Below are 6,056 nucleotides of genomic sequence, written 5' to 3' on the forward strand. Positions count from 1 at the left end.
TCAGATTGAGTTTAAGCAGGCCACCGCCCACGTGAGGACAAAGGTTTTGAGAGGATCCGATGTCTCGCACGAGAGAGCGGGATGTTATGAGCCGGTCAGGGAGCTTTCCCCCGTTCGCAGTCGTGCAACGGAGGTGCATGACGCGTTGATCGGAAAGCGCCGAGGCGACATGACGGACGAGAGTGGTTTCGCGCGCTGTGCAATCTATGATCCGCTCCCGCCATAAGAGGATTGCATGGCCTAATCTGTTATCCGGGCTGGGTTCGGCCGCACTGGCACGCACACTTTGATTTTGGCGCTTGAGATGCTCGGTTCGGGCGGTGCCATCGCATGGAGGACGTCAACTCTAACCCCGAGCACCGCGACCTGATGCGCGCCGCCGAGCGCGGCGATTCGGTGGACTGGGGCGTCGTCTACGCCGGTTAGAAGGCGGCAGTCGACTGGCCGACGGCCTATTTCTGGCGCGAACTCGCCGAGTATTTCCCGACGCCAAGCTCATCCTCACCGTCGCCGAGGATTGGTCGGGGCCTCAACTAGGCTAGCGTGCGATCCAGGCGACCAGATGTTCCTCACGCTTTGAGGTCATTGGAAGCCAGCGGCTGGCTGTTGCGCGTGGCGCTGGCATTCCATCGCCCGAAACCGGACAGGTCGAGAACCGCCTAAGAGCGACCGCGCCGACATCGCGCGACGGAAACGCCGGCCAAGCGACCGAGGAGATCGTCGTCGTGGACGGCGGCGCAGCGGCTGAAACGCTGCGGCGAGATCAGTACCGGGGCAGTATAAGATCAGCGATGGCCAATCTCGATCCGTTGATCGGCCGAATCTCTCCACGGACGGCCTCCCCAAGCACGGACATCATGCGTTGGTGGCCCTCGGAAGGGGCCATGTTCGGGAAGTCCGACCGGCCCGATCCTTGAGAACGAAGCCGAATGGCTGACCTCCCAGCCAAAGACCGGTTTCAAGCCGTTCGCGTTCGTCGGTCTCGGATGGCGGGGAGTGTGGGCTCCCCATTTGCGAGATTTTACGCAACCAACTTGGTTTGCCAGCATTAATCTGGAAAGCACCGGAGGTGCCCCATGCTGCATTACAGTGTGCCTCGGGAGTTTGAGATTGGCGACGAGGTCGCGTTGACCTCTACCGTCATCACGGTTCTCCCTGGCGGACGCGCCAGAGTAAGCATTCCGTCCTACGACCCTCCTTATTCGGTGGATGCACCACCTAAAGCCCGAGCTGGGGATAAACTTGTTCTTGTTGGAGACATCATCCGCATCGATCGCGAAGCCAATAAGCTGACGGTGCGGATTGACTGCGGCGGGGTGATAACCATCGACAAGTCGGCCATCGCTAGGGTAAGAAAGCACCGTCAGGGTTCGCGGCCTGACGAGGAAAGAACATCATTGTGATCGCGGCTTGCGAACCAATTTGACGCTCCACCGTATGAGAGTGGTCGGGAACGGCGATCGCGCAACCGGATGAACGGTCGCGTTTCGGCCTTTCGAAGAAACCGTCCGATGCCGGCTATCCTCGTCACGTTCACGGTGCGCTGTCTGCTTGTCGGGCTATTCTTGCCGTTGAGCGCGCTGGACAAAGTGCTGAATTTCGACCAGGCGATTGGCCAGGCCTCGCAGGCGATCCCTGGTCGCGCATTCGCGACGGTGATGATCGCGGGCGGATTCTGTATCGAAGTCTTCATGTCCCTGGCGATCCTGGGCGGCGTTGCCGACCCGCCTCGCGGCCCTGATCCTGGCGGGCTATTGCCTCGTGACGGCGCTGCTTTGGAAACAGTTCTGGCGCCGGCCGGATTTCCGCCTGAAAGGCAGGAGCGAGGCCCGGGACGTGTTCTGGGATTTCCTCAAGAACCTCGCTCTTGCCGGCGGCTTTTGTCGCCAGAAGTTCGTCGTCCGGCGCTTGCTGTTTGGGCTCATGCTGCATTGGAGCACCTGTACATCCTCTGGCGTCGCCAGTCCTGCGAGTCGTGTTCGAGACTTTCATGAAGTGCTGTTGAAGGCGGTGCGAGACGTGACAGGGGCGGAAGTTCCGTTCATCCGGTGGAACACCACGGGTCCGGTGAATTAGGCCCGGCTTATGGACTCAACGACGCAAACGTCGCATTCTTCCGTTTGGGAGTGAGGGGCGTGGGCAAAGTCCAGCGGCGTCATGAAGGGGCAGACCAGGCTAACCGCTGGCGCAAAAGTGCCACCAAGCGGAGGCGCGGCTTTTGGCGGCTGGAGTATCTATTCGCATTGATCTTGGTGCCAGTGGCCGTGGTGCTATCGCAGAACCCTGGCATCATCGGCGCGGCTCCTAGCCTAATGCAACTGCCCGAAGCGGCTGACGCGGCTCCTAGCACGTCGCTCTTTTCCATTGGATGCAACATCAAGGGAAATGTCAGCATCGACACTGGGGAACGTATCTATCACGTCCCCGGCCAGAAATATTATTCACAGACGATCATCAGGCCGGAATACGGAGAGCGGTGGTTTTGCTCTGAAGCGGAAGCCCGCGCCGCAGGCTGGCGGAAATCTAGACGGTAGCCATTCCCCTACGGCTGGGTAGCCGCCTTCTTCGTCGCCAGAAGCGGGAGGCGCCTTGTCGGTGCAGGTTTCACGGGCTCTTTCGCTTCAACCTTGTTTTGCCTGGCACGGTATTGAAGCATCTCGGCAATAACCGCTCTTGCGATGCGCTTGAAGTCATCGGACTTCTCGGAGTCCTCAACCAGCTTCTTGAAATCCGCGATAACTCCCGCCTCGTTCAAAATGTGCCGTGGGAAGATTAAGGCCTTTTTCGCCTTTGCCATTTTCGCGACCTCTCCTTTTGGGAAAAGAGAGCGTATCAGGACTTGCTAATGAAACGCAAACGGCCCGCCTTTGGGGAGGGCGAGCCGTGTATGAAGTTCTATCGCCGCAATCCTATTCACATTTGAAGGATCCGCCTGAAAAGGTATTGCAAAGTTTGTCGCAACATTCGTCATCGCTCGAGCACTTTGCGCCAACAGGCTTGCAAAGAAGTTCTGATTTGGTGGCTTTCGACATGTTGTCTCCGGATTGCGGTAGGCTTTTCTTGCAAGCGCATCCGACCAAAGAGAGACCGATAACGAGCGCGCATAAGACATATTTGATTATATGCACGTTTATCCCCTCCTCCATTATAATCCCACTTAAAATGGCAGTGCGACGACTTTAATACAAACAAAGAACGATGAATAGGTGGGCCGCACCCTAACTCATCCGTCTCCAAATGCGGGCCTGCCAACTAGTTTCAGGTCAGGAGTGCCTACCCCGTCAGCCGGGTCTGTCAAATATTGATCACCAACGGGACCGTCATCATGACCAATCCTTGCAAACACGAAAGATCGCCGAACTAGCGTCGCCTGCGGAGGCATTTGCTTCGGTCGAGGTCGCCGTCTCTTCGCTGATACCAGGAACATCGATGGTCTTGCAATGGCGCGGCAAGCCGGCCGTCGTGCGCCACCGCACCAGGCAGGAAATTGAAGGCGCCGGAGAACATGGCGATCCCGGTGTTCCATTTCATTTCCGATACCAAGATTCGTATCGACTGAGAGAAGGGACAGTTCAATGAGCGAGGGACATTCCACCTACAAGCCCCAGACCGGTATCGGCCGCTGGTTCGACACGCGCCTGCCACTGCCACGGCTGGAGCATACTTCGTTCGAAATAGGCCACCTCGTCTCGAATTCCCTTGCACAGCGGAGCCGGTCCATAGATGCGGTGCATGATCGGCGCCAACTTGCGCGCCAAGGCGACGACGGCGTGCTTGTGACCTCGTTTAGTCGCCAGCCGCATGCCCCAGGTCCGCAGCCCGCAACGCTAATTACATCGACAGCGTTAACTGTTCATCCATTTGGATGTTGACGCTTACTCTTCATTGGCGTTAAGAATATGTTAATATAAGCGCCTTCTAAAAAATGGTCCTGACCGGCAGGCCGGGAAAGGGCGTCATGGAGACTAAAGGAAACGCAGCGCGGCTGCCAGATTCGTCGCCGGCTACATGTTGTGGTCAAGCCTTACACTCGGACGACATGTTGATGTCTGGCTGATCGCGGCACTGTGGCCTTGCTGCGACTGGACGCCAAAATTCGCATGTCGATCGTACTGTTCAGGTGGAGAAAGACTAATCTGTCAATGCGGCAGTGAACAGATGTGGAGGGCATCTGTCTCGTGTACGAGTAAAAGGGGTGGGGTTAAATGGCTTCTTGTCAAAGCACGGATGCCAACGGAGCCAAAACATCATTTCCAAATACAACGCCGACCGGAGGCGATGTATGTAGTTTTGCCGAAATGCGACCATCCTCATTTCTACACCACTGACCGTTATTGCTCTCGATGTGTTGAGCAACGATTTAGCCGGAATCGCACTTTGCTCCATCGACAATGAGTTTTCCCCCTCAACCGATATGAACTCCGCGTCTGCCGATTGCCAAGATCCATCCGACATCCGGTATCCGGCGGACTCGCGATCGTTGGCGCTTGGCGTCTGTACGAATGTCATTGGTCCGAATGCGAACTCATCTGATCCTGGTGCTCAGCCCAGGATCAAGCCGTTTGTGGGCGAAGGCGAACTTGCCCGAATAGGTTTGCAATTTTTGAGCGACAATCTGGTAAGCGGCGCGACGGCGCCGGCAATTCCCATGAGTGACAACAACAACAACAAGGGCGATAGGGGCGGGGCATGGCAACCACCATTGGCACAAGCAGCAACGACAATCTGGTCGGCGGCAGCGGCGACGACGTGCTGTCAGGAGGGGCGGGAGACGATCGCCTGAACGGCGGTTCAGGCGCCGATACGCTCGATGGCGGCAGCGGATTCGATACGGTTCTGGGCGGATCGGGAGCGGACACGCTTATCTATCGAGCTTGGGAAAACCAGTACAAGATTGGAACCCAGATTTACGGCACAGGTACAATCGCCGGACAAACAGCCTTTTCCGGTTACGACATCTACGACGGCGGTAACGGCAATGCTGCGAAAGGCACCGCCGAGATTGATACGCTCGTTATCTACCTGAGCAATGCTCAACTGGCCGACTCGTTATTTATGACGGCGTTTGACGCTGAAATTGCCAAGTTTCGCACCTTCATCGCAGCAAATTCGAACGCCAATACTGGCCAGGCAGGTCAAGCAGAATTCACATTCACTACGATCAACCTCAAGGTCTCCGCGATTGAGCAGGTGCGCTACGGAGTGGACCCAACCTCTCCCGTCGGCGTCAACGATACCAATGGAGCTGATCTCGTGCGAGAGGCTGGCGTTGGCCCGGGGAATACACCGTTTCCCGGCGATCCCATGGCGTCAGGTAATGTGCTGGCTAACGACACGGATTCCGACGACGGTCAGGCATCGCTGGTCGTGTCGGCGTTCCGGACAGGTACTGAATCCGGATCTGGAAGTGCCGGCACGGTCGGATCTGCATTAGTGGGCACTTATGGCTCACTGACCTTGAATGCGAACGGAACCTATACCTACACGCTCAACAACAGCGATGTGGACACCAACTCGCTCGCGGACGGGGTCACAGTCACTGAGGTGTTTACATACACCGTCCGTGACCCTCACGGGCTCACGGATACCGCGCAGTTGACCGTCACCATCACCGGGACCAACGACATCGTCTCGATCACCAGCGGAGCACAGGTTGGCGCGGTCGTCGAAGATGCCGACACGACGCCTTCGCCGACCGACTCGCTCAACGCCGCCGGCACGATTGCGTTCAACGACGTCGATCTCAGTGACGGCCATACCGCTTCGTTTGTTTCGACCGCCGGCGAAACTGCGCTCGGCACCTTCTCGCTCGACGCTGTCAGTGAAGCCGCAAACGCCGCCAGCGGTTCGGTCCAGTGGCACTACGCCCTCAACAACGGGGCTTCACAGTACCTTGCTGCCGGCCAGAGCGTGGTCGAGCATTATACCGTAACGGTCAACGACGGCCACGGCTCGACGGCAACGCAGGTCGTTTCCATCACCATCACCGGCACCAACGATGCACCGGTCGTGGCGGCGACGGACGTCACCGGCGCGGTCACCGAGCAGGTCACCCC

At 57.7% G+C, this 6,056-nt stretch carries 6 protein-coding genes; 5 read left to right on the forward strand and 1 reads right to left on the reverse strand.

What is annotated here, in order from left to right; translation table 11 throughout:
- The first annotated feature begins 250 nt into the window (after window positions 1-250).
- From LB559_RS33165 to LB559_RS14815, 4 genes are all read left to right on the forward strand, one after another.
- Complete coding sequence (locus LB559_RS33165; RefSeq protein ID WP_411970053.1) at window positions 251-370, forward strand: hypothetical protein; 120 nt, start codon at window positions 251-253, stop codon at window positions 368-370.
- Between the two features lie 706 nt (window positions 371-1,076).
- Entirely contained in the window at window positions 1,077-1,403 is a 327-nt protein-coding gene (locus LB559_RS14805; RefSeq protein WP_224674374.1) for a hypothetical protein, read from the forward strand.
- Between the two features lie 313 nt (window positions 1,404-1,716).
- Window positions 1,717-2,076, forward strand: a complete 360-nt coding sequence (locus LB559_RS14810) for a hypothetical protein (RefSeq protein ID WP_064994890.1) — start codon at window positions 1,717-1,719, stop codon at window positions 2,074-2,076.
- A 59-nt stretch (window positions 2,077-2,135) separates the two neighbouring features.
- Window positions 2,136-2,534, forward strand: a complete 399-nt coding sequence (locus LB559_RS14815) for a hypothetical protein (RefSeq protein ID WP_224674375.1) — start codon at window positions 2,136-2,138, stop codon at window positions 2,532-2,534.
- 8 nt (window positions 2,535-2,542) lie between these two features.
- Here LB559_RS14815 and LB559_RS14820 read toward each other — a convergent pair whose 3' ends face one another.
- On the reverse strand, window positions 2,543-2,797 hold the full coding sequence (locus LB559_RS14820) for a hypothetical protein (protein WP_064994889.1): 255 nt from the start codon (window positions 2,795-2,797) through the stop codon (window positions 2,543-2,545).
- Window positions 2,798-4,689: 1,892 nt separating this feature from the next.
- On the opposite strand from LB559_RS14820, the gene LB559_RS14830 reads away from it, so the two are divergent.
- The coding region (locus LB559_RS14830) for a VCBS domain-containing protein (protein WP_318014168.1) at window positions 4,690-6,056 on the forward strand (1,367 nt) is incomplete at its 3' end.

This window comes from Mesorhizobium sp. BR1-1-3, from assembly GCF_020165455.1.
Classification (GTDB): Bacteria; Pseudomonadota; Alphaproteobacteria; order Rhizobiales; family Rhizobiaceae; genus Mesorhizobium; species Mesorhizobium ciceri.